Raw genomic sequence first — 25,218 nt, 5'->3', positions numbered from 1 at the left:
GTCAGGTGACGCTTCCGAGTTTGAAAATAGGCAGATACATGGCAATGACCAAACCACCTACGATGACGCCGAGAACAGCCATGATCATTGGCTCCATGAGGCTTGTTAGGCTGTCGACCATGTTATCCACTTCATCTTCGTAATAAGTGGCGACCTTATCGAGCATGCTGTCCAGCGCACCGGACTCCTCTCCGATGGCGGTCATTTGAATGGCCAAGCTGGGGAACACACCGGTTGAACGCATTGAAAAGTTAAGCTGCATGCCGGTGGAAACATCTTGTTTGACCTTTTGCACTGCGTTGCGAAACACCACATTCCCGGTAGCGCCTGCAACGGAGTCAAGCGCTTCGACTAATGGAACGCCCGCAGCGAAGGTAGTGGCTAATGTTCGCGCGTAGCGGGCTACCGATGATTTGAAAATCAGCGGGCCGATAATGGGTATTTTCAATAAAAACCTGTCAATGCTGTCGCGAAGTTTTTGCGACTGCTTGTAAGCCCGCTTGAACATGAACGCGCCACCAATGGCCAAAGCAAGGATGATGAGCCACCAGTTCTGAACGATCTCCGAAAGCCCGATGACCATGAGTGTGAATGCGGGCAGTTCCGCTCCGAAACTGGCGAAGACCGACTGAAATTGGGGAACCACTTTGATAAGCAGAATACCCGAAACAATAATGGCGACGACCAAAACGGCCGCCGGGTAAGTCATGGCCTTCTTGATTTTGGCTTTGAGCTTTTCGGTCTTTTCCTTGTAAGTGGCTACACGGTCCAGAAGACTTTCAAGGGCGCCAGCTTGCTCACCTGCGTCCACGAGATTGCAGAATAAATCATCGAAATACTCGGGCTTTTGACGCAGTGCAGTTGCAAAACTATTACCCGCCGACACTTGCTGTTTAAGCGAGTCGACGAGCGTACGCATGTTCGGGTTTTCCGAGCCTTCGCTGATAATGTCGAAAGACTGGAGCAGTGGAACGCCAGCTTTCATCATCGTCGCCATTTGTCGCGAGAAAAAGGCAATGTCCAGTGGCTTGATTTTCTTGCCTTTGCCAAATATCGAGACAGTCTTTTTGCGCACTTTGGTCGGGTTGATGCCCTGCTTACGCAGTTGAGCCTTGATCAGCGCCGGGTTATGGCCGCTCAATTCGCCACTGATCTTACTGCCTTTCTTGTCTACGCCTTCCCAGGTGAAAACACTGACTTTGACTGCTTTACTGGCCATGCTTAATCCTTGGTCACGCGATTGACTTCTTCCAGGCTGGTAATACCCTGCATGGCTTTCGACAGGCCGGATGTTCGCAGGTCATTGAAACCATCCTTGCGCATCTGCCTGGAAATCTCCAGCGAGTTGCCCTCTTCCATGATGATGCGCTCCAGTTCAGGCGTTTTTTTCACGACTTCGTAAATCCCGACTCGGCCTCTATAACCCCCGTTGCAATGCTCGCACCCGACCGGCCCATACAATTTGAATGAGCCGACTTTTGAGGCTGGGAAGCCTTCTTTGATCAGCGTGTCGTGGGGCACGTCGACTTCTTTCTTGCAATGGTTACACAGCTTGCGCGCCAGTCGTTGGGCAATGATCAGATTGATCGCGGTGGCGATGTTGAACGCCGCGACACCCATGTGATGCAAGCGGGTCAAAGTTTCCGCTGCGCTGTTGGTGTGCAGTGTCGACAACACCATGTGGCCGGTCTGCGAGGCTTTGATCGCAATCTCGGCTGTTTCCAGATCGCGGATCTCACCGACCATGATCACGTCCGGGTCCTGACGCAGAAACGCACGCAGCGCCTGGGAGAAGTCCATGCCTTGGCGCGGGTTCACGTTGACTTGGTTGACACCCTCCAGGTTGATCTCCACCGGGTCTTCGGCGGTCGAAATATTGATGTTCACGGTATTGAGGATATTGAGGCCGGTGTACAACGAGACGGTTTTGCCCGAGCCGGTGGGGCCAGTAACCAGAATCATGCCCTGCGGCTGTTTGAGCGCCTCTAGATACAGCTCTTTCTGATCCGGTTCATAACCCAACGCATCAATGCCCATCTGGGCACTGGTCGGGTCGAGGATACGCATTACGATCTTTTCGCCCCATAGGGTCGGCAACGTGTTCATACGGAAATCGATGGACTTGGTCTTGGAGACGCGCAGCTTGACGCGACCGTCCTGAGGCTTGCGCCGTTCCGAGATGTCCAGGCTGGCCATGACTTTCAGACGCGCAGCAATGCGGTTTGCCAGATTGATCGGGGGTCTGGCTGCTTCGTGCAGAATGCCGTCGGTACGAAAGCGAACGCGAAATACTTTTTCATAAGGCTCAAAGTGCAAATCGGACGAGCCCAGGCGAATGGCGTCCAGCAGCATTTTATTGACGAAGCGCACCACTGGCGCATCATCTGCGTCGTCACGGCTGGTAATCGATGTTTCTTTGGCGCTTTCGCCCGGGTCGATGTCCAGATCCAGGTCGATGTCGGCCAATGACCCCAAACCACTGTCGCTGTCAAAAAACTTGTCGAGGGCAACACTGAGTTTGTCGTCTTCTACCAGAATCGCTTCAGTGTTCAGGCCGGTGCTGAACTGGATATCGGTCACCGCCTGATGATTGGTCGGGTCCGAGATGCCAATAAAGAGTCTGTTGCCTCGACGCCATAGCGGCAGCGCGTGATGTTGGCGTGCGAGTTTCTCACTGACCAAGCCTTTAGGCTGGCTCTCCTTGTCGAGACTGGACAGGTCCATGAATGGCACACCGAACTGCTCGGAGGCCATTTCTGCCAGAGTCAGACTCTTGACCAGTTTATTTTGGACCAGATAGCTGACCAGCGACATCTTGTCCCGCCGCGCCTGTTGAAAAGCTTGTTGGGCAGCTTTTTCGGAAAGAAGCTCAGCGACGACCAATTGCTTCGCAAGGCCGGTAAGGACAACGACATCACTCATAGAACCACCAGATGCAGACAGTGGAAGGTTTATAGCGCAGTCGGGCAGTGCTGCCAAATGGGAGTGGGGGATGTGACGAAAATTGTCAGTTTCTTCTGATTTCTGAAGGTTGAAACGTGCGTTAAGCCTGGTCTGAGGCGGTGAATCGAGACTTGTGCCACATTGGCATGACGTGTGCTTTAGTCATTTCAAGGCACACAAAATTGACGCCTCGGAGAAGTACGCGATGAAAGCACAAAAAGGTTTTACGTTGATCGAATTGATGATCGTGGTAGCGATCGTAGGCATTCTGGCAGCAGTAGCGATTCCTTCCTATCAGAACTACACCAAAAAAGCAGCTTATTCTGAGGTTTTGGCTGCAATGGCGTCTGTCAAAACTGCCGTTGGAGTATGTGCCGTTCAGGCAGCTGCGATAACTGAATGCGATACAGCTGGCGAAGTAGGTGTAACTCTGCCTACTGGAGTCACAACTGGTGCAGTCAATACAATTACTATCGGTACCAACGGCGTAATTACGGCCACACCAAATGCGTTCAAAGGTATCCTCGCTACAGAAACGTGCACTTTGACCCCTTCTGGCCTAGGCGGCGGTGCAACCTGGACGTTTGGCGGAGTGTGTGTAACCGCAGGTTATGTAAGAGCTAACTAAAATTTGATTGGTATTTTCTACAATGCCGAATAGCTCAGTTGAATTGAGCTGAGCAGCGCACTCGTAACGCGAAGGTCGCGGGTTCGATTCCTGTTTTCGGCACCAGCAACACCGCAAAAAGCCTCGAATCCTTACGGATTTCGAGGCTTTTTGCGTTCAGTCACCCGGTTGCATCTTGAGTATCTGCCTCAGATGCAGTCATCCCGGTTCATGCTGTTGATCAGCTTGCTGAACGCCCGTTGCAGGTCTTCCGAGTCCCGTTTGATGGGGTTGTTGATTTTCCACATCATTTCACTGGTGCTTTCGCGTTTGTATCGGCCTGTTCGCGCATTGCTGACCGCTTCTCGTCCTTTGCCGACGAAACCATTCAGGTCGCTCAGCGTGATAGAGCAGTTGGGCGGACGTTTCTGTTCGCGGGATTTCTTGTCCCAGCCTTCGATCATTTGGGCCGTTTTGTTCAGGCTTTCTTCGAGGGGCTTGGCCGTTGCTTCGCTGCCAGCGCTTTCGAAGAAGTCGCGAGCCAGTCGTGCGGACTCTTTGCCATACACGATGATGCCGGCGCGGTAGTAGGCGGTTGTGTCTTTCTCGGCTTTTTCGAAGGCCGTTCGGGTGTTGATTTCGTCGCGCTTGCGAATGCCGTCAAAGAATACGGCCTGGGCGTCGGCAACGTCTTTCATCGCCGCTTCAAGCGCAGGCTCCATCGCCCGCGCTTTTTTGCCATCATCGGCAAGGTAGCCTTTGGAGTCGCTGTAGTTGGCCAGTTCGCCATGAATCGGTTCCAGCTTGGCCAGTGCGGCCAACGTATTTTTTGCAGGCTCGTCAAGTTCCGGCATCGGGAAGCTGATGGCCAGCGCTGCGTTCAATTTCTTCTGCAACGTGGTGATGTCGTAAGGACTGAACAGCGAGTAGTCGGTCACCTTTTTGCCCGAAGCCAGCTTGCCGGCGTATTGCTCCAGGCGCTTGTCCAGTAGCTCGCCGAAGTCCTCGCCCTGGTTGGCCGCGTCGACATAAGCGTTGTATTTCTCGATTTCTGCCTGCTCGGTGCTCATGCTCTGCTGCGTCGAGTTAGCAGGGTGCGAGGCACTCTTGGGGGCGTCGCCTTTGTCGCAACCGACCAAGAGAAGCCCCATCGAAACCAACAGTGCTGCCAGCGTACTTCTTGAGTGCAATTTGCTCTTCCTTCCATGAGTTGTGGGGGTGTCAAAAAAGGTATTACAGGCATGCGTTACCAATCGAACAGGCCTACATACACTTTCTGGTCTGCGCCATAGCCGCAGCCTGCGGTGTCCATGCGAACAGACGTTTCGAGTTTGCCGTTGATCAACCGCACCGCTTGAGTCTGTGTCAGGCAATTGGTGCCGGGAGTTGGCTCGGGTTCGCTGCGCATCACCAGGACGATGGGTGTGTGATTGAACATCTCGACACGCGCCTTGCCCTGTTTGTCAGGGCTGAACTGACAGGGCCAGTTCATTTCCAGCACATGTGGGCTCTGGCCGCGTTCGGCCAGGGCGCAGCGGCCTTGGTGGTCCATCAGTTGCAGCGGTTTCTGGCCAAGCACCACGTTGAGTGGAGGAGGCGACGGCGGGTTTTCCTGCGCAAAAACGGGTGCGCAAAACACTAAGCCGAGAGCAACGAAAGAGACGAGGATGGAGGTTTCTTTCATCTGTTCAAATCCCTCTGACGGCGCCTGTGAGGAGGCGCTGGGTCGATCCATGAGTGGCGTAATGCCTGCACGTGCGTAACAGACGCCATATTTAAGCATTGGTTCACAAACTACGGGGTCTGATTGCAGGCGTGTGAAAGCGTTGGCACCTGGAGAGTGCGGGGGCGAATGCCCTAAACGAAAAATCCCGATCACGGAGGATCGGGATTTCTGTGTTGCACTTACGTGGTTACCTCACCACCTGATCAACCCGTGGCTGAGTCGGCTTGCGAAAGCGGCGGCGGATCACGACCATGATCATCACCAGCAGCACCGTCAGCACGCCGAAGAAGATCGCATTGAACACTGGGAACGGCTCGTCACGGGTGGTGACGGCTTCGACCTGGGTCACGTTGGGAAACATGGAGAGGATCTGGATACGCCAGCCGTAGTAGCGGATGAGCGCCAGTTGCTGGGAGTCACGCGAGTAGCCCTGAGCTTTGGCCTGGATGTCGGCGGAGTCGAACTTGAAATACCACGGGAAGCTCCAGCCGGTGTCTTCGTTGCGATAGACCACCACGTTCTTGTTGTCCGGGTGCTCAGTATTAATGAAGTACACGTCGCGGGTCGGGCCGTCGGCAGGGTTTTCGGCGTTGATCACACCGTCTGCGTCCATCCTTTTGACTTCCACTCCGGTGATCATCACGACATCATGGCGCGGCAGGACGTAATAGAGGCTTAATGCGCCGATCCCGAATGCTACGAATACCACAAGCCAAATCGACCTTTTAAGCCACTTCATACCAGCATCCTCTGTTTAAAATTGCGTGACTTTGCCCTAATCCGAACATTTCGAAGCAAAACAGTTATTACAAAATTCGACAAGGCCGTTTGACGCGAGCTTGTCTTTTGGAGATTCACATGATTTGGTTCCTTGAAGGGCAGTCCAGCCAGCGTGAAGTGATCATGGGGGCACGCGCCGCCTTACCTGCCTCGGTGCAGATTGTCGCATCCCATCGCCAGTTGCGGTCGGAGATTACCGGCCAGGCCGATGTGGCCTTGCAGGAACCCACCGATAGCGATGAGCGCATCGACTGGGTCATCGAGACGGCCCGCACACTCGGCGTCAAGGTGATTGTGGCCGGTCGCGTGGGCGCCAGTTACGAAGCGCAGCGTGAGCGCTTCGTCGCTGAAGGCTTGGACCTTGTGACGGGCGGAACGTCGCTGCAGACCTTTCAAAATGTCGATGACAAAAGCCGGTTCACCGCCGCAGCCGAATTGGCCGGGCTGGCGTGCATACCGGGTATTACCGCGAACGACGCCCACGAATTACAGGCCGCGTATGACGCGCTGTCCGGTTCGGGCGAGGTGTGCATCAAGCCTACCGTCGGGATTTACGGTCAGGGTTTCTGGCGTTTCAAGGACGGCGTCGACGATTTCCGCTGCTTCGCCAATCCTGATGCTCGCGAGACGACCTTCAAGGCTTACCTGAATGCCTATCGCCAGTCCGAGGGCCGTCCGCCCATGTTGCTTATGCCTTATATGCCCGGCAGCGAGTGTTCGGTGGACATGGTCTGTGAGCGGGGCAAGGCCGTGGCGTTTGTCGGCCGACGCAAACTGGGGTTGAATCAGACGTTCGAGCGCGACAGCGAAGCGGTTCATCTGGCCGTAAAAGCCGCCGAGCATTTTGCCTGTGATGGGCTGATCAATGTGCAGACTCGGGACGACGCCGACGGCAAGCCACATTTGCTTGAAATCAATCCGCGCTACTCTGGCGGCATTGGGTACACACGGGAGACAGGCCTCAATCTGCCGGGGACTTTCGCGACACGACGTCTTGGCTTGAAAGAACCGGAAACACATTGGCTCGATGATATTCGGGTCAAGGCCATCACCGTTGCCGTGCGGGCCACTGTATGATCCGCACAATAGATTTTTGCTATTACTAATCGCTCTTGTCAGGGAGGATCGGCATGAAGGTCTTGGCGCCAGGTGCAAATACAGCTTTAGCGAGTTCGCAGTGCACTTGGAACCTGGAGAGCGGCCGATCCTCGGTTTTCGGTGAGTACGCGGCGGTCGCATTGCTTGCTGTTGACGACAAGCGTCAGCCCAAGGGCGATCCGGCGCTGCTGCATCAGGAACAAAACTGGATGGAGTGGAGCGGCGGCCCACAGAACGTGGGCTGTACGCTGAAGCTGGACCGGCTTCCGGCGGGCAGTGATCGTGTGCTGCTGATGGTCTATGTGTTTGCTGCCACCGGACCGGTCCGCGAAATCGGTAGCCTGCATCTGCAGGTCGATGCGGACATCGAACACAGGATCGACCTGCGCGATAACGGCGAAGCGGCAATCATCATTGGCGAGTTCTACAAGCGTAACGAGCAATGGAAATTCCGTGCGTTGAGTGAAGGTTCGTCGTACGGACTTTCGGCGTTTGGGCGCAAGATCGGGCTGGAAGTCGATGATCGTCATCCTCGGCGCCCGGCAGGCGCTCCGAACGGCGGGGGCTCGCATCATCAGTCTGCGACCGGCACGGCGTTCGTCGTAGGGCCTGCGCACGTGATGACCTGCGCGCACGTCATCGAAGACATGAGCGTGTTTTACATCAACTCGCTGGAAGGCCGTTACAAGGCCGAGCCGGTGGTCATCGATCGACGCAACGACATCGCACTGTTGCGGGTGCAGGGCACTTCGCCGCTGACGCCGGTCACGTTCCGCGAAGGCCCCGGCTGCGAACCGGGCGACAACGTGGTCGTGCTGGGGTATCCGCTGGCGTCCATTTCCGGCGGCGGCTTGCAGGTGACGCAGGGTGGCATATCCGGTCTTTTTGGTCTGCACAGCGATGCCAGCCTGTTCCAGTTCACTGCGCCGATACAGCCGGGCTCCAGCGGCAGCCCCCTGTTCGACAGCGGCGGGGCGGTCATCGGGATGGTGACGTCCACGGTGCCGGACGGGCAAAACATGAATTTCGCGGTGAAATCCGCACTGCTTCTGTCCTTTTTGCAGGCTTGCCGCATCGAAGCGCCACATGCCAGGTCGGAAAGGACCTACACCACCACAGAAATCACGCGTGCTGCCCGGTCCTCGCTCTGGCTTGTCGAAGCCTCTCGCGAGTGATGTCGAAACGCCCCTTCAACGGGGTTTCGACCGGCAGACGCCAGGGGTTGCGACCCCGCCAATCAGGAAATTATCGATGGACAGCAGCGTAGCTACTTCCACACCTGTCAGGCTTCGTGCTGATCTGCTTCGGGGCTCCCTCAATGTGAGCGTCAATGCATCCACGATTGCCCCGGATTCACTGTTCGGTTTCGCTGAACGCCGTAACCCCAAGCGTGCATTCCTGTTCGTTTCCCGGGTGCTGGGGCGGCACATTCCGGTTCGTCCAAGTGTGATGCTCAACAGTTTTGAAGACTTGGCGCACAAGATTCCTGCCGATTTGCCAGGCCCTGTGCTGGTCATCGGCATGGCCGAGACGGCGGTGGGCCTGGGCGCCGGTGTACACCGGGCCTACAGCGCGTCGCGTCCGGATGCGTTGTACCTGGTCAGCACCCGTCATCCCACGGGCACCGATCTGTTTGCGCGCTTCGAAGAAGAGCACAGCCATGCCAGCGCGCACTTGATCCACCTGCCGACCGACCCTGCACTGCGCGACATGATGCTCAACGCCCGTTCGCTGGTGTTGGTCGACGATGAAGCGTCCACCGGCAAGACCTTCATTAACCTTCACCGGGCACTGGTCGATGCGGGTCTGGACAAGCTGGAGCGGGTCGTAACCTGCGTATTGACCGACTGGTCGGCGGGGGCGGTCAGCACATCGATGGGCGCGGTCGCCGAGCAGGTGTCGCTGCTGCAGGGGTCCTACTCCTTCGACGAAGATGTCAGCGCCCCCATGCCTGACATGCCGGAAGTCGGCACCGTTGCGATGGGCGACTGGCCGCTGGTGACGGCCAATGACTGGGGACGCCTGGGCGTGCTGTCGGTGGACGACACGCTGGCCCCCGGCATCCAGGTCAAAAAAGGCGAACGAGTCCTGGTGGTCGGCACCAGCGAGTTCGTCTGGCGCCCGTTTCTGCTGGCCGAGCGCCTGGAAAAGGCCGGTGCGGATGTGCATTTCAGCTCGACCAGTCGTTCGCCGATTGCCCTGGGCCATGCCATTGATCATGCGCTGTCGTTCTCCGACAACTACGGGCTGGGCATTCCCAACTTCCTTTACAACGTGCGTCCGGGTCAGTTCGACCGTGTGCTGATCTGTACCGAAACCCCGAGCCAGGCGGTGCCTGCCGAACTGATTGAAGCGTTGAACGCCGAGGTTGTCTGTGATGAGTGATGTTCGCCCGCTGATTTTCGTCGATCTGGACGACACCTTGTTCCAGACCGCTCGCAAAACCCCGGCCGATAGTGAAAAGCATGTTGCCACGCTCGACATCAGCGGTAATGCCAACGGCTACATGACCAACGTGCAGAAGTCGTTCGCCCACTGGTTGCTGGCCCACTCCGATGTCGTGCCAGTGACGGCGCGCAGTGTCGAGGCCTACAGTCGGGTCAAACTGCCTTTCGCTGCGGGTGCCATCTGTTCCCACGGCGGCGTCATCCTCGATCTGATGGGAAAGGTGGACAAGGACTGGAACGAGCAGATGAAACAGACGCTCGCTGCCTATCAGACGCGCCTGCATGAACTGTCAGCGACCACGCTGGCCATCGGCCAGGAAATGGGTGTGTCGCTGCGCGGCTGGGTCGTCGAAGAGGCCAGGCTGTTTCATTACGTGGTCACCAAACACAACGAGCATGACGACAGCATCCTCACGCGTGTGCTGGCCGAGGTGCAGGCGCGGGGCTTGCTCGACGATATGCATGTGCATGGCAACGGCAACAACCTGGCGTTCCTGCCCAATGGCCTGGCCAAGCGTTACGCCGTTCAGGAGTGGCTGCGACGCGACATCGCCGTGAATGGTGAGCGACCGGTGCTGGGTTTTGGCGACAGCATTACCGATCTGGGTTTCATGGACGAATGCCATTGGTGGGCAACGCCCGCCCGCAGTCAGTTGGCCAAAATGTTTGTCGGGGCCGCGCATGACTAATCCTGTTCACGGGCTGGATACCGTGGGGAGCGGCAGCTATCTGGAAGACGATGTGCATTTTTTGCTGCGTTGTGTGGAGATGCAGACCACCGACGTCGAGGAAAAAGAGCGCCTGATCCAGACGCAACAAAAGCATTATTCGGAGATGATCAGCGAGGAGGCAGCGCCCAGCGGGGCGCATCAGGCCCTGTTCGAGCGTACGCTGGCACAGAACGGCGCACGCATGGCCGCAGACGTTCAGTCGCTGGCGCAGGCGCTGGACCGCGAATGTCTCGAGTCGGAGATTGTGCTGGTGTCGTTCGTGCGCGCCGGTCTTCCGCTTGGCGTGCTGCTGCGTCGCGCGCTGATCAATCTGGGGCGTGAAGCCCACCACTACGGCGTCAGCATCATTCGCGACCGTGGCATTGATAGCGTGGCACTTGAGGCCATCGTTCAGACTCATGGTGCGCAGAACATCGTATTTGTCGATGGCTGGACCGGCAAGGGCGCGATCTCAGGCGAGATCAAGCGCAGTCTGGCGGGCGATGCACGCTTTCCTGAAGAGCCGCGTCTCGTTGTGCTGGCTGATCCCTGCGGCAGCGCCTGGCTGGCAGCGTCCAGTGAAGACTGGGTAATCCCGTCCGGCATTCTGGGCGCAACCGTTTCCGGGCTGGTATCGCGCTCGATCTGGCCTGCCAGCGGTGGGCTGCACGGTTGCGTGGTCTACGATCACTTGCAGCCGCACGACGTCACCCGCAGTTTCATCGAACACATCGAGAAACAATGGAGCAGTCGGCGTTCTGTCGCCAGGGTGACACCCTGGACGCCCGAACAGCGGCTTGAACTCAAAGCGGCCGCCTCACAGGTGGTCACGCATCTGGCCGAACGCTTTGAGATCAACAACCTGAATCGTGTAAAACCGGGCATTGCGGAAGCGACGCGTGCGGTCATGCGCCGTGTGCCGGATCACGTGCTGGTGCGCGATACCGCTGACAGCGACGTGCAACTGCTCATGCACCTGACCGAAAAAGCGGGCATCCCTGTCGAGCAGGTCGGCAGTGCCCTTGGGCCCTACAGGGCGGTAACCATCATTCGGAGTCTGCGCTAATGGCCTTATTCTCGCCTTATGCACTGGGGGCAACGCTTTACATGCCGGCCACCCGCGACGACATTCTGGATGTGGTTTTTGCCGAAAAGCTTCCCGAACTGCGCTCACTGGTCGTCTGCCTGGAAGATGCCGTTGCGCTGACCGATGTCGACACCGCGCTTGCCAACCTGCGTCAGGTCCTGACGCGCATTCATGATCGCGGCGGCCGTCCGGCCAATGGTCCGTTGCTGTTCGTCCGTCCCCGAGACGCAGCGATGGCGCGCATTCTCAATGACTGGCCCTTGATGGCGCATGTCGACGGTTTTGTGGTGCCCAAGCTCTCGTTGAAGAGCCTGCCGAGCTGGGAACAGGCCGTGACCAACCCGGCGCTGGCGCTGATGCCGACGCTGGAAACGCCCGAAGTGTTCAACCCCACCGCGATGGTCGAGCTGGGGCAGGCCTTGAAAGCCAATCTCGACGAACGGATCATTGCCTTGCGCATCGGTGGCAACGACCTGATGGGTTGCCTGGGCCTGCGCCGCAACCCGACGATGACGCTCTATGGAACGCCGATGGGCTATGTCATCCCCATGCTGGCCGGGGTCATGGGCTCGCAAGGCTTTGCGCTGACGGCTCCGGTGTTCGAGCAACTGGCCACGCCCGACATTCTGCAGCAGGAATTGGCGCTGGACATTGCCAACGGTCTGGTCGGGAAGACCGCAATCCACCCATCACAGGTCAATATCATTCAGAATGCACTTCGCGTCAGTCTTGAAGACCTGAATTCGGCCCGCATGATTTTGAACTCTGTCGCGCCGGCCGTGTTCAAGTACAACGACGCGATGTGTGAACCGGCGACCCATTACAAATGGGCGACCCACATCATGGAGCGCGCCAAATGGCATGGAGTGTTACCCGCACCCGCTTCGTTCATGGATGCCAGCATTCGACTCGCTGAGGCAGTTAGCTAGATGATAGAACCTGACCTTGAAATCGAAGTGGAGCAACGCCTGCTGGCGGTGTTCGACTTTGATGGGACCATTACCCGACACGACAGCTTCGTACCGTTTCTCAAATTCGCTTTTGGGCAGCGCGCCTTTTCCGTACGCATGGCCAGATTGGTATTGCCGAGCATTGGTTACCTCACCAAGCGCGTCACCCGCGATGAACTCAAAGGCCGCCTGATCAAGGCTTTTCTGACTGGCGTCGAAGCGCAATGGCTGCAACAGAAAGCTGAAGCCTTCTGCGAACTCTACTGGAAACGCCTGATGCGCCCGGCGGCTCTGGAGTCGATTGCGGCCGAGCTTGAGAAAGGTGCCATTGTCACGCTTTGTTCAGCATCGCCTGCTATGGTGCTTCAACCCTTCGCCGACCGGCTCAAAGTCGAGCTGATCGGTACCAACCTTGAAGTGATCGACGGCAAACTGACCGGTTTGATTGAGGGCAGCAACTGCCGTTGCGACTCCAAGGTGGCGCGGCTGGAAAGCGTTTACGGGCCACTCAACAAATTCCGCCTGCGTGCCTGGGGTGACACCCGTGGCGATCACGAATTGCTCGCCGCTGCGCAGGATGCGCACTGGCGTCACTTCCATCCGACGTGGCGAAAAGGGCGTTACAAAGGTCCCATTAACGCCAAGTTACACAATCCCGATAGCAAAGATGAGCCAACACGGTAAGGCTGTAACACTTTTATCCGACTTCCGTCGTCCACATGGAGCGAAAAATGGCACTCACTTTGGCAAAAAACCAGACGATCTCGCTTGAGAAAACCGCTGGTACAGGCCTCAAGAAAGTCAGCATGGGCCTGGGATGGGACCCGGAAAAGGCCAGTGGATTCTTCGGCAAACTGTTGGGCGGTGGCGGTGGCGACATCGATCTGGACGCTTCCTGCATCATGCTCGACGCTGAGAAGAAACCTCTTGATCTGGTGTGGTTCCGTCAATTGCAATCGCGTGACGGTGCCATTCAGCACTCCGGCGACAACCGCACCGGCGAAGGCGCGGGTGACGATGAAACCATCAGTGTCGATCTGGAAAAATTGCCTGCCACCGTTAAATACCTGGTGTTCACGGTCAACTCCTTCACTGGACAGAACTTCGAAAAAGTCGCGAACGCTTACTGCCGCATCGTGGACCTGGGCTCGCGTAACGAACTGGGCCGCTTTGACCTTTCCGAAAAAGGCCAGCACACGGGCGTCGTGATGTCTTATCTGTCGCGCACGCCAAGTGGCTGGGACTTCACCGCGGTAGGTCAGGCAACCAATGGCCGCACCGCGGATGATCTGGTCGAACTGGCTATCGGGGCTGTACGCGCATGACCCAACTTGTCCCTGGCGCCAATGCGCCGGTAGCTGCCGGTCCCTTGACGGTTGACGTCAGCTATTCCCCTCTAGCGGGCGCGGACATCGACGTGTCCGCTTTTCTGCTGACCGGCTCAGGCAAGGTCCGCGGTGACCATGACATGTGTTTCTACGGCCAGAAAAGCGTGAACGGCGGCGCGGTGCAGTTGACGGAAACGTCGACCGGGCGCGCAGTCTTCACTCTTGACCCCAGCCGTCTGGATGCGGTCATCGAAAAAGTGGCCCTGACCGCGACCATCTATGAGAACAAGGCGAGCTTCGACAGCGTGTCGCGGCTGGCTTTGACAATCACAGGTGGCATCGAAGCTGAAATTCCGACTGCCGGCATGAAGGAAACCGCACTTATTCTGGGCGAGTTCTACCTGCGGCAGGGGGCATGGAAATTTCGCTGCGTGGCACAGGGTTTTGCGGGTGGCCTCGAGCCTCTGGCAAAAAACTTCGGCGTTGAAGTGGCTGCCCCGCAGGATCAGCCTGCACCTGCACCTGCAGCGCCGCCGCCCCCTGCGGCGCCTGCGGTCAAATCGACTGTCAGCCTGAGCAAGATCACGCTGGACAAGACCCGCGCCTCGGTCAGCCTGGAAAAGACCAGCGCGGGCTTTGGCGAGATTCGCGTCAACCTGAACTGGAACCGTCGCAGCGAGGCCAAGAGCAGTGGCTTCTTCTCGATGAAGAAGAGCAATGCCATCGACCTTGATGTAGGCTGCCTGTTCGAATTGCAGGACGGCCACAAAGGGGCTGTTCAGGCGCTGGGCAATTCATTCGGTTCACTCAACACCGAACCTTTCATCAAGTTGATGGGCGACGACCGCACCGGCTCTGTCAGCGACGGCGAGTGGTTGCACATCAACGGCGCTCATTGGGGCAAGATTCGTCGCATTCTGGTCTACGCATTCATCTATGAAGGCGCGCCAAACTGGAAAGAGACTGACGGAGTGGTCACTATCCATGCCCCAGGCCAGCCGCCCATCGAGGTTCGTCTGAACGAAGAAGGTGGGCGTCAGGGCATGTGCGCGATCGCTCTGCTTGAAAATGACAACGGTGCCGTCAAAGTGACGCGCTGTGTGGATTTTCACAATGGCCACAGCAACATGGACAAAGCCTACGGCTGGGGCATGCGCTGGGCTGCCGGTTCCAAGTAAAAAACATTCCGATATTTCTGAAGCCGGCCCTGCCGCTTCACAGGAGATAGACATGCTGGACTGGTTGAAAACAAACGCAACAGCGGCTCGTGACAAACTGGCAACCGAAGTTTCGAAGTTCAAGAATCGCGAATTCATGGACGCCGTGGTTTCAGGTTGCGCTCTGGTGTCTGCCGCCGATGGCGATATCAGCGCCAGTGAAAAGCAGAAAATGGCGGGTTTCATTCAGAACTCTCAGGAACTGAAAGTTTTCGACATGAAAGACGTCATCCAGGGTTTTCAGGATGCCTGTTCAAAGTTCGAATTCGATTTTGAGATTGGTCGTGCCGAAGCACTGAAAACCATTGGCAAGATCAAGAAAAAAGAAGATGCCGCCCGTTTGCTGGTGCGCGTCTGCTGTGCCATCGGTGGTGCAGATGGCAGCTTCGACGAGAAAGAGCGGGAAGTCTGCCGCACGATCTGTCGTGAGCTTGGCCTGAACCCGTCCGATTTCGACCTGTAATTTTTCACCCTAAGGAACGCAGTTAAATGGAAAGCACCTCTCTAGGCTTCCCTCCACTCACGATGGCCGTATTCATTGGCCTGGCCATTACGGCTATGGCCATCGACATGTTTTCTCACCGTGGGAACAAGCCGATTACGCTCGCCCAGGCTTCGGCCTGGTCGGTTTTCTGGGTTGCTATTTCGCTGGCGTTCGCCGGCTTTCTGTATGTTCAGCACGGCTCTGAAGTGGCCACCCTGTTCGTCACAGGTTATGCGCTGGAAAAAGTACTGAGCGTCGACAACCTGTTCGTGTTCATGGCTCTGTTCACCTGGTTCAAAATCCCGGATGGCCTGCGCCACCGCGTTCTGTACTGGGGCATCATCGGTGCCATCGTCTTCCGCGGCATCTTCGTTGCCATTGGTACAGGCCTGCTGGCCCTGGGCCCGTGGGTCGAAGTGGTGTTCGCAATCATCGTTGCCTGGACCGCCATCATGATGCTGCGTGCCGGTGATGACGACGACGAAGAGATCGACTACTCCCAGCACATGGCTTATCGCTTCGCCAAGAAGCTGTTTCCGGTCTGGCCAAAGCTGCACGGCAGCAACTTCTTCGTACGCCGTTCGGTGCTGGAAGAAGAGGTCAAGAAACCCGAGAACGCCGGCATTACCCTGGCTGCCAAAGGTGCGCTGTTCGCAACGCCGCTGTTCCTGTGTCTGGTCGTGGCTGAAATCTCCGACGTGCTGTTTGCGTTCGACTCTGTGCCAGCGATCATCGCCGTGAGCCGCGAGCCTTTGATCGTGTTCTCGGCGATGCTGTTCGCGATTCTGGGCCTGCGTACCCTGTACTTCGTTCTTGAAGCCCTCAAGCGTTACCTGGTGCATCTGGAGAAAGCGGTTATCGCACTGTTGTTCTTCATCGCTCTCAAGCTGGGCCTGAATGCGACCAACCACATTTTCCATCACGGTTACGAGATCAGTGCCAACGCCAGCCTGCTGGTCGTCGTGGTTGTTCTGGTAATCGGTATCGTCGCTAGCCTGTTGTTCCCGGGTAAAGAAGAACCGGCCGAAGAAAAAGCGTAAAAACACTGGATATAGGAGATAACCGAATCATGGCTTTGACTCTGCAAAAAGGTGGCAACCTTTCGCTGTCGAAAACCGACCCGACCCTGACCAATGTTCTCATTGGCCTGGGCTGGGATCCGCGTGCCACTGACGGCCAGGATTTTGACCTGGACGCCAGCGCATTTCTGTTGGCCGCCAATGGCAAGGTCCGCAGTGAAGCTGACTTCATTTTCTACAACCAACTGAAGAGCGCCGACGGCTCCGTCGAGCATGCCGGTGATAACCGTACCGGCGCTGGCGACGGCGATGACGAAGTCGTGAAGGTTGACCTGACGCGTGTACCTGCCGACGTCGAGAAAATCGTTTTTGTCGTGACCATTCACGAAGCTGACGCCCGCAAGCAGAACTTCGGTCAGGTAGGCGGTTCGTTCATCCGCGTGGTGAATGAAAAGTCCTCCGCCGAAGTCGTTCGTTATGACCTTGCCGAAGATGCATCGACCGAAACGGCGATGGTTTTCGCCGAGCTGTATCGCAATGCTGGCGAGTGGAAATTCCGTGCAATTGGCCAGGGTTATGCTGGCGGTCTGAAGGCCGTTGCCAATTCGTATGGCATGAACTTCTGATTCGTCCCCACATTCTTCTAGAAAAGGATCAAGAACATGGCTGTAAGTCTGAGTAAAGGCGGTAACGTTTCCCTGTCCAAAGAAGCACCTGGCCTGACGGAAGTGACCGTAGGCCTGGGTTGGGACCCGCGCGTTACCGACGGCACCGAGTTCGACCTGGATGCGTCCATTTTCATCGTGGGTGAAAACGGCAAGGTACTGGACGAAACCGGCTTCATTTTCTACAACAACAAAAAGTCGGCCGATGGCTCGGTTGAGCATTTGGGCGACAACCGTTCCGGTGCTGGCGACGGCGACGACGAGTCTGCTGTGGTTAAGCTCACTGGCCTGGCTGCCACGGTCAAGAAGCTGGTGTTTGCAGTGACCATCCACTCTGCTGACGAGCGCAAGCAGAACTTCGGTCAGGTGCAGAACGCTTACATCCGCGTTCTGAACAAGGCTGATGGCAAGGAAATCGCTCGCTACGACCTGTCGGAAGATGCGTCGACCGAAACGGCGATGATCTTCGGTGAGCTGTATCGCAATGGCGAAGAGTTCAAGTTCAAGGCCATCGGCCAAGGCTTCGCAGGCGGCCTCAAGTCGCTGGCAGAAGCACACGGCGTGTCGATCGGCTAACCCCGAGCATTGCGCCCAAAAAAACCCGCCAGCGATGGCGGGTTTTTTTATTGGGGGGCTGCCAGGTGTTACAGAATTCCCGCGTCCGTGGCCGCTTTGAGCCAGTCCGGAAACTCTTCCATCAGCAAGTCATACAGCTTTTCTTCCGGCACTTCGTCGAGCCGGTCGAGGGCGAAGAAATTGCAGTTGTCGACGACTCGACCGTCCATGTCGTCCAGCTTTTCCAGGATTCCGTAGCCACGTCCACCCAGTCCCACGAACTGCCAGAAGATAGGCAGTTTTGCGGCTTCGACCATCAGCTTGCTGATTTCGCGGTCTTGGTGAACGCCGCCGTCGCTGATAAACAGAATGTAGACCGGCGTTTTGTCTCCCGACTGCTTGTAATAATCGATGACCTTGCGCATCGCCTTGGGTTCGTCGTTGATACGCGCGCCCAGCTCCCAGTCTTTCCATCCGCCGTGATCGGTCTTGATGAAGTCCTTGAAGTTGGCCAACGTGACCGCCGACAATTGTTGGGGTTTGGCACCGAACGCCCAGCAGTCCAGCGCGCCGTCGTCATCGAAGTGCACGGCAAGCGGAATCAACCGGTCTACCACTTCCTGAACGTGCCCACGGGTGTATTGAGGATTCATGGAGCCCGATGCGTCGAGTACCAGGCCGACCCGTGCCTTTGTGTCGGTCAGGTTGGCCTTCTCAAGGCTGACTTGTGCTTTCTTGGCCAGGCTCACCAACTGCGGTGCAGCTGCGGCAATTTTCTTTTCCAGAGAGATCTTTGCCGGTACAGGGGCGGCAGGCGCAGGTGCCTCGGCAATCTCGCCACCGAAATGCACCACCAGTGCGTCGAGCCCTGCGTTGTAACCCTGCAGGTTCGAGGCGATACGCCACTCGCCATTTTTCCGGTAGATATCCGCCACCATGATGGCCTTCTCGGCCGCGAACGTTGCGCCGGAAAATTCGCACCGGGCCACTTCTTGAGTGTTTTCCCGAACGCTGAAATGGCTGGCCTGAATATCGCTCATGGCCCCGGCCCCGTCGATGGATGCGGTGAACACCAGTCGGTCGATGGAGGCGGGCAGGCCGGCTAGCGCGAGCTGGAAGTCGCCACCGTTGACTTGTTTGACGCTGTTACAGGGACTGGCGGGCTGGTTGAAGAAAATCATGTAGCGGTCATCGGACAGCTTGCCGCTGGCATCGACCCCGAAGCACACGTAGTCGATGACATGAGCAGACGTGATCGCGATCGACAGCGTCAGGTCGGTGCCTTGAATCAGTGTGGACAGAGGGATGCGTTGACCCTGAGTGATGAGCATGTTTCTTCCTTGGTGATGAGGGCGCACATGCACCCTCTATGACATCGCCGACGTTATCGTTCGCTTCTGCCCACACCCGCCGGGCCGGCTGCCAGCATGCGTCCTGCCAGACGTGAGAATGGCAGGCTTTGCAGCCATACGGTGCCAGGGCCGGTGAGCCTCGCGAAGAACATGCCTTCGCCGCCGAACAGCATTGATTTGATGCCGCCGCCCACCATGCGTATGTCGTAATCGACGGTCTGTGTCATGGCCGCCAGGCAGCCAGTGTCCACATCCAGTCCTTCGCCTGCCGACAGTTCGATTTTGCGCACCGTACCGCCCATGTGCACGAATACCCAGCCGTCGCCTTCCAGCTTTTGCAGCACAAAGCCTTCGCCGCCGAACAGACCGGTCAAAATCTTTTTTTGAAACTGAATGCCGATAGAGACGCCTTTGGCACCGGCCAGAAAGCTGTCTTTCTGGCAGATCAGCTTGCCACCGAAGTCGCTCAGGTTCAGCGGCAGGATGGTGCCGGGGTAGGGCGCGGCGAACGCGACGCGGCCTTTGCCTGCGCCCTGTTGCGAGAAGACCGTGGTGAACAGGCTTTCGCCTGTCAGCATGCGTTTGCCGGCGCCGAACAGCGAGCCCAATAGCCCTGACGACTGATTGCTACCGTCACCGAAAATGGTTTCCATCTGCACATCACAGGTCTTGTACATTAGCGCCCCGGCCTCGGCGACCGCGCTTTCGCCGCGATCAAGCTCCAGCTCGACGAACTGGGTTTCCGTGCCATACAGCTTGAAATCCACCCCGTCAGTGGCTTGTCCGGAGCCATAACCGCCCGAAGCGTTGGGGACAGGCGTGAAGGAAGGCCGCTTTAGCGATGGCGTGCTGGTCGGTGGTGCCGATGCAGCGGGCGGCGATGCGTGGGCGGGCAATGCCGGCGGTTTGGGTTGGATCATGTCCGGTGTCGGATCGGGAAAGGGCGTGACGCCATCTTTCTTGAGAGCGCGTACATCGGCGACCTGATAGATAGGTTTCCAGTCCGCCATGCCCTGTTTCCAGCACCAGGCACCCGGTGATTCGCGGGCGATGAGTCGTGCCGCCGGGGCGTCCAGCGGGCCGAGTTGCTTGCCCGCATTCATTACATACCAGTCTTGCAAGGCGTTTGCTCCTGATCAGGACTGCTTCGTTTCATCACGGTTGGAGAGGCCGGGCTGTCAGGCGCTCAGTCGCATGGACAGGTCTACCGCTTTGACGTCCTTGGTCATGGCACCGATGGAAATATAATCCACACCGGTCTGCGCGATGGTCAGTAGCGTGTCATCGTTGATACCGCCACTGGCTTCAAGCTTAGCGCGGCCCGCAGTGAGCCGGACGGCTTCGCGCATATCCTCAAGGCTCAACTCGTCGAGCATGATGATGTCCGCACCAGCGTCAAGCGCCTGTTTGAGTTCGGCCAGGGTCTCTACTTCGACTTCCACCGGTTTGCCCGGCGCGATCTTGTGAGCCGCTTCGATGGCTTGAGCGATACCGCCACAGGCCGCAATGTGGTTTTCCTTGATCAGGAACGCATCGTGCAGCCCGATGCGATGGTTGTGGCAGCCACCGCAGGTCACCGCATATTTCTGCGCCAGTCGCAGGCCCGGCAGCGTCTTGCGGGTGTCGAGCAATTTGACCTGGGTGTCCGACACCATGTCTGCAAAATGCCGGGCGCGGGTTGCAACACCGGACAGCAATTGCAGAAAGTTGAGCGCACTGCGCTCGCCTGTCAGCAGAGAGCGGGCAGGGCCCTCCAGATGAAACAGCGCCTGATTGGGCGTGACCCTGTCTCCGTCGCTCACTTGCCAATGCACGGCTACGCGGGGATCCAGCTGGCGAAACACCGCATCGACCCAAGCAGTGCCTGCGATGACGGCTGCATCCCGCGAGATGATCGTGGCCTTGGCCAGTCGTCCTTCCGGGATCAACTGCGCAGTAATGTCGCCACTGCCCACATCCTCAAGCAATGCGCGACGCACATTGGCTTCGATTTCGGCGGTCAGGGCGGCAAGGCGTAAATTCGGCATAGCGGGCTCCACTCACAAAGTAGCCCGAGTATAAGGCACCACTCCCCTGTAACCCAGCCGTGCCAGAGGGGATGTCTTGCGATTGAGACATGCTGTTGGTCGGTTTTGTAAAAAGCTTTGCGATGGAAGTTCAAACATGGGGTCTATCCACCCATAGCGGCTCAGATGCTCACCTTATATAAGTGGCGAAAGACATTGCTGGCGTTGCATACAGGTTTTGCAGATAATCCGACTTGTATTTGACGTCAGGGGTTTGACGTAGCGCTGAGCCAAGGGAATCGTTTCGCACGCGAAAGTCTGTGATGGGGTTCAGGTAATTCCTGTCAGGGGGTGTAATGCCGAACGACGAAAAAGTAGTGCCGTTGAGCAAAATGTCTTCGATGCCGGGTGCTCATACGCCTCTGGCTCGGCTGCCCGTCGTGTTACTTCAGGTGCGCGACAAGGCGGCGCAGCAGTTGAAGGACGCTTTGCAGGCGCTGTTCGACAACGCCGACGACACCCTTTTCGAAATGGCTGATCGGGCCCGTAATAACACCGACCAGAACATCTTTTTCGAAGCGATGCGCGACCTCCGCCTCAAGCGCAAAAGCATCGAGCGCGGCTTTCTCGACAAGTTTTATGAGTCGTTCCTGGCGCTTGGCCAATATCGAATTACCGAACCTGCCATCCCAGCGGCCGTTTCATTCGACAAGCTGGCACTGGTTCAGAACGATGAGCTGGAAAAGACAGTGGCCGTGGACGCGATGGTTGCCAAGGTCATGAGTCGTGACAGCCTTGCTCTCGGCCAATTGACGGCACGCCTGAACGCCCTGTTGCCTCAGCCCATCACCGATGAAACCAACCCGATGGGGCCGGCGATCCTGTGCAGGCTGTTTCTTGAGTCCGCGCGCAATCTGGGCGTCGAGATCAAGGTCAAACTGATTATTCTCAAGCTCTTCGAACGCTATGTTTTGAGCAATACCGATCACTTGTACGGCGAGTCCAATCAACTGCTGATTGCCACAGGTGTTCTGCCGGACATGAAAGCGTTGCCTGCGCGGCGCTCGTCCGACCGGCCCGCATCAAGGCCTCGCCCTTCGGAGTTGTCCGACCCTGCGCTGGCCCAGGCGGCAGACAAGCTCGACAAGGGTGTGCATGAAGTGTTTTCCGCGCTGCAAGAGCTGCTGTTGCAGGTTCGCGGCAACCTGACCCCACGGCACGAGCCCAATGCCGAAGTGCGGCCCATCTCCAGCAAGGACCTTTTGCGCCTGCTCTCTCATTTGCAGCAGTACGTGCCGTCGCAGGAAACCGCCGACGAGTTCGACCTGCGTAATCAGCTTGAGCAACTGCTGACCCGTGTCAGTGTCCGCAGCGGCAAGTCTCGCAGTGTGGGCTCGGGTGATGAGGATGTGATCAATCTGATTGCGATGCTGTTCGAGTTCATCCTGGACGATCGAAATCTTCCGCCCTCGCTACGAGCGCTGATCGGACGCCTGCAAATCCCAATGCTCAAGGTGGCGGTACTCGACAAGAGTTTCTTCAGCCGAGGCAGCCATCCTGCTCGGCGCCTACTCAACGAGATCGCCACTGCGGCCCTCGGCTGGGGCGGACGTGACGACTATCAGCGTGATTCGTTGTACCTGCGTGTCGAGCAGATCGTGCAGCGCCTGCTCAATGATTTTGTCGACGACCCGGCGATTTTTTCCGAGTTGCTGGCCGATTTTCTGGCATTCACCAGCGATGAGCGCCGGCGCAGCGAGCTGCTCGAACAGCGCACGCGAGATGCCGAGGAAGGGCGAGCGCGAGCCGAACTGGCGCGCCAGCGGGTGCAGCAGGAACTCAATCAGCGTCTCCTCGGCAAGACGTTGCCGCAAGCCGTGGTGCGCCTGTTACAGGAAGCCTGGAGCAAGGTTCTGCTGTTGACCTGTCTCAAGCACGGCGACGGCTCTGCCGAGTGGCAGGCCGGGCTGACCACAATGGACGAACTCATCTGGAGCGTGGAGCTGCACGACGACCCTCAAGCCCGTCAGCAACTGCTGGAACTGGTGCCAGGGTTGCTGAAGGCGTTGCGTGACGGCCTGTCCAGTGCGGCGTTCGACCCGTTCGCCACCAGTGAGTTTTTCAGCCAGTTGGAGTCGTTGCACGTCCAGGCCTTTCAGTATTTCTCCCGCCAGCAGGACGGCCACGTCGATGAGACCCTTATCGACTCGCCGATGATTTGCGTCACTGAAGGCCCGAGCATGATGGAGGTCATGGAAGAGATTGTCCTGATCGCGCCTGAGGAGGCTGGTCTGGCCGAGTCTACGGTCCAGTTGCCTGAAGACGATGCCGGTCTGCGTATGGTGGACACGTTGCGCGTCGGGTGCTGGGTCGAGATCCAGGAAGACGAAGAACACAAGCTGCGCTGCAAGCTGACCGCCATCGTCGAGCCAAGCGGCCGTTATGTGTTCGTCAATCGCACCGGGATGAAAGTCCTGGAAAAGACCCGTATGGGGCTCGCGGTCGAGTTTCGCCGCGGCGCTGTGCGTGTACTGGACGATGCCTTGCTGTTTGATCGCGCGCTGGAATCGGTCATCAGCAACCTGCGCAAACTGAAAAAAGGCGCCTGAGCCGTCGCATGGCCTGTGTTGCATGCAGGCCGTAGGATTAACGCTGCACAGTCAACAGCCCATTCATACGGCACGCGCCGTAGTCCGATCCCCACATCCTCATCCATCGCGGGCATACTGAACGCCATTCATTTGTCTGCTTCAGGAGCTTTCATGCAGCTCGATTGCGCCAGTGGCTGGTGCGAAGGCGTTCAACATTGCCCTTCGCCCAACTTCAACTCGCGGCCCGAAGGCGAAATCTCGTTATTGGTGATTCACAACATCAGCCTGCCCCCCTCGCAGTTCAAGACCGGCAAGGTGCAGGCCTTTTTTCAGAACCGACTGGACACCACCGAGCATCCTTACTTCGAAGGCATTGCTCATCTGACGGTTTCAGCGCATTTTCTGATTGAACGTGATGGGGACGTGATTCAGTTCGTCTCCTGTCAGGACCGCGCCTGGCATGCGGGCGTTTCCAGTTTTCAGGGGCGTGAGGGCTGTAACGATTTTTCCATCGGTATCGAGCTTGAAGGCACCGATGACCAGGCCTTTACCGATGCGCAATACGCCGCGCTTACGGAACTGACGCGCCAGCTGCGGTTGGCCTACGCAGGCATTACCCCTGAACGTATTTGCGGTCACAGTGACATTGCGCCCGGACGCAAAACCGATCCGGGGCCCTGTTTTGACTGGGGCAGATTCCGAGCCGCTCTGCAGGATTGAAGTGAGGGACGAACAATGAGTTTTCTAGTGTTGCTGCTGGCGGTCCTGGTAGAGAAGTTCTCTGCGCTGCGTCAGCGTGTACAGCGTGATGGCTTCTTCCTGAAGGAGCTGGGCAAGCTTGAAGGCAGCCCTCGAACCGCGTCGCGACCTTGGGTCTTCCTGAAGGAGCTGGGCAAGCTTGAAGGCAGCCCTCGAACCGCGTCGCGACCTTGGGTCATCCTGACGTTGATGGTCCTCGTGCCCGTGGTGCTGTTGCAACTGGTTCTGACCATCGTGGGTTCTGTGGCCTATGGCTGGCTGGCGTTGCCCATCCACCTGCTGGTGTTGGTCTACAGCCTTGGACGAGGTGATCTGATCGCTGCGCTGGGGCCGTTTCGTGACGCCTGTCGTCGTGGCGATGCGCAAGCGGCTGTACACGTTGCCGAGCGAGACATGGGTGTAGAGGCCGACGACAGTGAGCAATTGCTCCGGGGCGTGCAGAGCTACATGCTCTGGCAGGCCCATCAAAGCTTCTTTGCGGTTATTTTCTGGTACTTCTTGCTGGGCCCGGTTGCCGCGCTGGCCTACCGACTGCTGGCACTGGCCGCTGAACACGGCAGCACGCCTGCGCTGGCCGAGCGGGCCGCGCAATTGCGCCATGCATTCGACTGGGTGCCGGTCAGGTTGCTGGCGGCCAGCTTCGCGCTGGTGGGCAATTTCGTGGCGGTCAGCCGTTTGATGCTGCACGAATTGCTTAACTGGAACATCAGCGCAGAGCAACTGATCACCCGTATTGGATGCGCAGCCAGCGAAGTGCCGTCACCGGCGCTGGGGGCTGAAGGGGTCAATAGCCTCGATATGCTCTGGGAATTGCTGATCCGTGCGGCCATCGTCTGGTACGCCGGGTTCGCATTGTGGACGTTGCTGATCTGATGCGTCGTTAAAGCTAAGGCG

The 25,218-nt window shown here is 57.6% G+C and carries 25 protein-coding genes and 1 tRNA gene; 18 read left to right on the top strand and 8 right to left on the bottom strand.

All coding sequences use genetic code 11. The features are described 5' to 3' along the window. Position 1 precedes the first annotated feature (1 nt). Complete coding sequence (locus ALP40_RS01180; RefSeq protein WP_122206490.1) at positions 2-1,219, bottom strand: type II secretion system F family protein; 1,218 nt, start codon at positions 1,217-1,219, stop codon at positions 2-4. 2 nt (positions 1,220-1,221) lie between these two features. After that, positions 1,222-2,922: a type IV-A pilus assembly ATPase PilB gene (gene pilB / locus ALP40_RS01175; RefSeq protein WP_122206489.1), complete on the bottom strand. Its 1,701-nt coding sequence runs from the start codon at positions 2,920-2,922 to the stop codon at positions 1,222-1,224. Positions 2,923-3,148: 226 nt separating this feature from the next. On the opposite strand from pilB, the gene ALP40_RS01170 reads away from it, so the two are divergent. Continuing rightward, positions 3,149-3,571 (top strand): prepilin-type N-terminal cleavage/methylation domain-containing protein, encoded by a 423-nt coding sequence (locus tag ALP40_RS01170; protein WP_122206503.1) that lies wholly within the window; start codon positions 3,149-3,151, stop codon positions 3,569-3,571. Between the two features lie 24 nt (positions 3,572-3,595). Continuing rightward, positions 3,596-3,676, top strand: a tRNA-Thr gene (locus tag ALP40_RS01165). Positions 3,677-3,759: 83 nt separating this feature from the next. Here the strand turns inward: ALP40_RS01165 and ALP40_RS01160 are convergent. The 3 genes from ALP40_RS01160 to ALP40_RS01150 form a co-directional block, all read right to left on the bottom strand. Further along, positions 3,760-4,740, bottom strand: coding sequence for a YiiG family protein (locus tag ALP40_RS01160; RefSeq protein WP_122206488.1), 981 nt, complete (start codon positions 4,738-4,740; stop codon positions 3,760-3,762). A 56-nt stretch (positions 4,741-4,796) separates the two neighbouring features. After that, the gene (locus tag ALP40_RS01155; RefSeq protein ID WP_122206487.1) at positions 4,797-5,234 is read right to left on the bottom strand and encodes a hypothetical protein; all 438 of its coding nucleotides are present in this window, start codon (positions 5,232-5,234) and stop codon (positions 4,797-4,799) included. A gap of 229 nt (positions 5,235-5,463) precedes the next feature. After that, positions 5,464-6,015: a DUF1523 family protein gene (locus tag ALP40_RS01150; RefSeq protein WP_122206486.1), complete on the bottom strand. Its 552-nt coding sequence runs from the start codon at positions 6,013-6,015 to the stop codon at positions 5,464-5,466. A 119-nt stretch (positions 6,016-6,134) separates the two neighbouring features. On the opposite strand from ALP40_RS01150, the gene ALP40_RS01145 reads away from it, so the two are divergent. The 13 genes from ALP40_RS01145 (at position 6,135) to ALP40_RS01085 (ending at position 17,637) form a co-directional block, all read left to right on the top strand. Continuing rightward, positions 6,135-7,133: an ATP-grasp domain-containing protein gene (locus ALP40_RS01145; RefSeq protein WP_122206485.1), complete on the top strand. Its 999-nt coding sequence runs from the start codon at positions 6,135-6,137 to the stop codon at positions 7,131-7,133. Between the two features lie 53 nt (positions 7,134-7,186). Beyond that, on the top strand, positions 7,187-8,329 hold the full coding sequence (locus ALP40_RS01140) for a trypsin-like peptidase domain-containing protein (protein ID WP_122206484.1): 1,143 nt from the start codon (positions 7,187-7,189) through the stop codon (positions 8,327-8,329). A 76-nt stretch (positions 8,330-8,405) separates the two neighbouring features. Further along, on the top strand, positions 8,406-9,539 hold the full coding sequence (locus ALP40_RS01135; RefSeq protein WP_122206483.1) for a phosphoribosyltransferase domain-containing protein: 1,134 nt from the start codon (positions 8,406-8,408) through the stop codon (positions 9,537-9,539). Continuing rightward, on the top strand, positions 9,532-10,290 hold the full coding sequence (locus ALP40_RS01130) for a trehalose phosphatase (protein WP_122206482.1): 759 nt from the start codon (positions 9,532-9,534) through the stop codon (positions 10,288-10,290). The genes ALP40_RS01135 and ALP40_RS01130 overlap by 8 nt, the downstream gene beginning before the upstream one ends. Next, positions 10,283-11,377 (top strand): cysteine protease StiP domain-containing protein, encoded by a 1,095-nt coding sequence (locus tag ALP40_RS01125; protein ID WP_122206481.1) that lies wholly within the window; start codon positions 10,283-10,285, stop codon positions 11,375-11,377. Before ALP40_RS01130 ends, ALP40_RS01125 begins: the two co-directional genes overlap by 8 nt. Continuing rightward, complete coding sequence (locus ALP40_RS01120; protein ID WP_122206480.1) at positions 11,377-12,327, top strand: HpcH/HpaI aldolase/citrate lyase family protein; 951 nt, start codon at positions 11,377-11,379, stop codon at positions 12,325-12,327. Before ALP40_RS01125 ends, ALP40_RS01120 begins: the two co-directional genes overlap by 1 nt. Beyond that, positions 12,328-13,032: an HAD family hydrolase gene (locus tag ALP40_RS01115; protein ID WP_122206479.1), complete on the top strand. Its 705-nt coding sequence runs from the start codon at positions 12,328-12,330 to the stop codon at positions 13,030-13,032. Between the two features lie 47 nt (positions 13,033-13,079). Then, positions 13,080-13,673 carry a TerD family protein gene (locus ALP40_RS01110; RefSeq protein ID WP_122206478.1) on the top strand — a complete coding sequence of 198 codons (594 nt, stop codon included), beginning with the start codon at positions 13,080-13,082 and terminating at the stop codon, positions 13,671-13,673. Further along, positions 13,670-14,854 (top strand): TerD family protein, encoded by a 1,185-nt coding sequence (locus ALP40_RS01105; RefSeq protein WP_122206477.1) that lies wholly within the window; start codon positions 13,670-13,672, stop codon positions 14,852-14,854. The genes ALP40_RS01110 and ALP40_RS01105 overlap by 4 nt, the downstream gene beginning before the upstream one ends. Positions 14,855-14,906: 52 nt before the next feature. Next, positions 14,907-15,356, top strand: a complete 450-nt coding sequence (locus ALP40_RS01100) for a tellurite resistance TerB family protein (RefSeq protein WP_122206476.1) — start codon at positions 14,907-14,909, stop codon at positions 15,354-15,356. 26 nt (positions 15,357-15,382) lie between these two features. Continuing rightward, entirely contained in the window at positions 15,383-16,417 is a 1,035-nt protein-coding gene (locus ALP40_RS01095; protein ID WP_004887478.1) for a TerC/Alx family metal homeostasis membrane protein, read from the top strand. Positions 16,418-16,446: 29 nt separating this feature from the next. Continuing rightward, complete coding sequence (locus ALP40_RS01090; protein ID WP_122206475.1) at positions 16,447-17,022, top strand: TerD family protein; 576 nt, start codon at positions 16,447-16,449, stop codon at positions 17,020-17,022. A 36-nt stretch (positions 17,023-17,058) separates the two neighbouring features. Continuing rightward, positions 17,059-17,637 (top strand): TerD family protein, encoded by a 579-nt coding sequence (locus tag ALP40_RS01085; protein ID WP_122206474.1) that lies wholly within the window; start codon positions 17,059-17,061, stop codon positions 17,635-17,637. 68 nt (positions 17,638-17,705) lie between these two features. Here ALP40_RS01085 and ALP40_RS01080 read toward each other — a convergent pair whose 3' ends face one another. The 3 genes from ALP40_RS01080 to nadC are packed head-to-tail and all read right to left on the bottom strand — an operon-like array spanning position 17,706 to position 20,995. After that, entirely contained in the window at positions 17,706-18,947 is a 1,242-nt protein-coding gene (locus tag ALP40_RS01080) for a VWA domain-containing protein (RefSeq protein ID WP_122206473.1), read from the bottom strand. A 53-nt stretch (positions 18,948-19,000) separates the two neighbouring features. Beyond that, positions 19,001-20,089 (bottom strand): AIM24 family protein, encoded by a 1,089-nt coding sequence (locus ALP40_RS01075; RefSeq protein ID WP_183135983.1) that lies wholly within the window; start codon positions 20,087-20,089, stop codon positions 19,001-19,003. Between the two features lie 57 nt (positions 20,090-20,146). Continuing rightward, on the bottom strand, positions 20,147-20,995 hold the full coding sequence (nadC, locus tag ALP40_RS01070) for a carboxylating nicotinate-nucleotide diphosphorylase (RefSeq protein WP_122206472.1): 849 nt from the start codon (positions 20,993-20,995) through the stop codon (positions 20,147-20,149). Between the two features lie 335 nt (positions 20,996-21,330). Here nadC and ALP40_RS01065 point away from each other — a divergent pair, with 335 nt between their 5' ends. From ALP40_RS01065 to ampE, 3 genes are all read left to right on the top strand, one after another. Then, positions 21,331-23,583, top strand: a complete 2,253-nt coding sequence (locus tag ALP40_RS01065) for a DUF1631 domain-containing protein (protein WP_122206471.1) — start codon at positions 21,331-21,333, stop codon at positions 23,581-23,583. Between the two features lie 153 nt (positions 23,584-23,736). Next, a complete protein-coding gene (gene ampD / locus ALP40_RS01060; RefSeq protein ID WP_122206470.1) occupies positions 23,737-24,285 on the top strand; it encodes a 1,6-anhydro-N-acetylmuramyl-L-alanine amidase AmpD in 549 nt (182 codons plus the stop codon). A gap of 15 nt (positions 24,286-24,300) precedes the next feature. Next, complete coding sequence (gene ampE, locus ALP40_RS01055) at positions 24,301-25,197, top strand: regulatory signaling modulator protein AmpE (protein WP_122206469.1); 897 nt, start codon at positions 24,301-24,303, stop codon at positions 25,195-25,197. The last annotated feature ends 21 nt before the right edge of the window (positions 25,198-25,218 follow it).

The organism is Pseudomonas viridiflava (assembly GCF_003702045.1).
Taxonomy (GTDB): domain Bacteria; phylum Pseudomonadota; class Gammaproteobacteria; order Pseudomonadales; family Pseudomonadaceae; genus Aquipseudomonas; species Aquipseudomonas viridiflava_C.
Note: the sequence above shows the minus strand (reverse complement) of the source record. Positions and strands in the feature narration are given on the sequence as shown.

What these genes read in the sequence shown, in the direction of transcription:
- ALP40_RS01080 (WP_122206473.1), bottom strand. Translation starts at nt 18,947, where the DNA reads ATGCTCATCACTCAGGGTCAACGCATCCCTCTGTCCACACTGATTCAA.
- ALP40_RS01115 (WP_122206479.1), top strand. Translation starts at nt 12,328, where the DNA reads ATGATAGAACCTGACCTTGAAATCGAAGTGGAGCAACGCCTGCTGGCG.
- ALP40_RS01085 (WP_122206474.1), top strand. Translation starts at nt 17,059, where the DNA reads ATGGCTGTAAGTCTGAGTAAAGGCGGTAACGTTTCCCTGTCCAAAGAA.
- ALP40_RS01155 (WP_122206487.1), bottom strand. Translation starts at nt 5,234, where the DNA reads ATGAAAGAAACCTCCATCCTCGTCTCTTTCGTTGCTCTCGGCTTAGTG.
- ALP40_RS01105 (WP_122206477.1), top strand. Translation starts at nt 13,670, where the DNA reads ATGACCCAACTTGTCCCTGGCGCCAATGCGCCGGTAGCTGCCGGTCCC.
- ALP40_RS01065 (WP_122206471.1), top strand. Translation starts at nt 21,331, where the DNA reads ATGCCGAACGACGAAAAAGTAGTGCCGTTGAGCAAAATGTCTTCGATG.
- ALP40_RS01170 (WP_122206503.1), top strand. Translation starts at nt 3,149, where the DNA reads ATGAAAGCACAAAAAGGTTTTACGTTGATCGAATTGATGATCGTGGTA.
- ALP40_RS01130 (WP_122206482.1), top strand. Translation starts at nt 9,532, where the DNA reads ATGAGTGATGTTCGCCCGCTGATTTTCGTCGATCTGGACGACACCTTG.
- ALP40_RS01095 (WP_004887478.1), top strand. Translation starts at nt 15,383, where the DNA reads ATGGAAAGCACCTCTCTAGGCTTCCCTCCACTCACGATGGCCGTATTC.
- pilB (WP_122206489.1), bottom strand. Translation starts at nt 2,922, where the DNA reads ATGAGTGATGTCGTTGTCCTTACCGGCCTTGCGAAGCAATTGGTCGTC.
- ALP40_RS01120 (WP_122206480.1), top strand. Translation starts at nt 11,377, where the DNA reads ATGGCCTTATTCTCGCCTTATGCACTGGGGGCAACGCTTTACATGCCG.
- nadC (WP_122206472.1), bottom strand. Translation starts at nt 20,995, where the DNA reads ATGCCGAATTTACGCCTTGCCGCCCTGACCGCCGAAATCGAAGCCAAT.
- ALP40_RS01145 (WP_122206485.1), top strand. Translation starts at nt 6,135, where the DNA reads ATGATTTGGTTCCTTGAAGGGCAGTCCAGCCAGCGTGAAGTGATCATG.
- ALP40_RS01180 (WP_122206490.1), bottom strand. Translation starts at nt 1,219, where the DNA reads ATGGCCAGTAAAGCAGTCAAAGTCAGTGTTTTCACCTGGGAAGGCGTA.
- ALP40_RS01150 (WP_122206486.1), bottom strand. Translation starts at nt 6,015, where the DNA reads ATGAAGTGGCTTAAAAGGTCGATTTGGCTTGTGGTATTCGTAGCATTC.
- ALP40_RS01140 (WP_122206484.1), top strand. Translation starts at nt 7,187, where the DNA reads ATGAAGGTCTTGGCGCCAGGTGCAAATACAGCTTTAGCGAGTTCGCAG.
- ALP40_RS01110 (WP_122206478.1), top strand. Translation starts at nt 13,080, where the DNA reads ATGGCACTCACTTTGGCAAAAAACCAGACGATCTCGCTTGAGAAAACC.
- ALP40_RS01125 (WP_122206481.1), top strand. Translation starts at nt 10,283, where the DNA reads ATGACTAATCCTGTTCACGGGCTGGATACCGTGGGGAGCGGCAGCTAT.
- ampE (WP_122206469.1), top strand. Translation starts at nt 24,301, where the DNA reads ATGAGTTTTCTAGTGTTGCTGCTGGCGGTCCTGGTAGAGAAGTTCTCT.
- ampD (WP_122206470.1), top strand. Translation starts at nt 23,737, where the DNA reads ATGCAGCTCGATTGCGCCAGTGGCTGGTGCGAAGGCGTTCAACATTGC.
- ALP40_RS01090 (WP_122206475.1), top strand. Translation starts at nt 16,447, where the DNA reads ATGGCTTTGACTCTGCAAAAAGGTGGCAACCTTTCGCTGTCGAAAACC.
- ALP40_RS01135 (WP_122206483.1), top strand. Translation starts at nt 8,406, where the DNA reads ATGGACAGCAGCGTAGCTACTTCCACACCTGTCAGGCTTCGTGCTGAT.
- ALP40_RS01100 (WP_122206476.1), top strand. Translation starts at nt 14,907, where the DNA reads ATGCTGGACTGGTTGAAAACAAACGCAACAGCGGCTCGTGACAAACTG.